The following is a 463-nucleotide window of genomic DNA, read 5'->3' as shown; positions in this document are numbered from 1 at the left end:
ATGCTCTACGTATTCGTGCCGAATACCAACGTGCAACGGCGCGATGCGTTCATTGCCGGCCTGATTGCCGCCGGGGCATTTGAAATCGCCAAACGCGTCTTTGGCGCTTACGTCGCGCATATCCCCACCTACACGGCCGTCTACGGCGCGTTTGCCACGCTGCCGATCTTCCTGACGTGGATCTATGTGAGCTGGCTGGTGACGCTGCTCGGTGCGACCATCGCCTCGACGCTGCCGATCATCCGGCAGGGCTACTGGCAGCGGCGCACATTTCCGGGCAGCGAGTTCTTTGATGCGCTGGGTGTTCTGTTGCTGCTGTATCGCGCGCGAGAACAGGCGCCGCGTACGGTTGCCGAGCGCGATATTGGCCGGCGTCTGCAGTTGGAAGCCGATTACCTGGTCGACCTGCTGACGAAGCTTAAAGCGCTGCACCTCATCGGCAAACTGCAGCAGGATCGCGGGG

General features: G+C 61.6%; 1 protein-coding gene. It reads left to right on the top strand.

What is annotated here, in order from left to right; all coding sequences use genetic code 11:
• Positions 1 to 463, top strand: a 463-nt coding sequence (locus KDL01_RS47190) for a YhjD/YihY/BrkB family envelope integrity protein (RefSeq protein ID WP_212534269.1), incomplete at both ends; no start/stop codon positions are given.

The organism is Actinospica durhamensis (genome assembly GCF_018139695.1).
Taxonomy (GTDB): domain Bacteria; phylum Actinomycetota; class Actinomycetes; order Streptomycetales; family Catenulisporaceae; genus Actinospica; species Actinospica durhamensis.
This window is presented reverse-complemented; position numbering and strand designations above follow the sequence as displayed.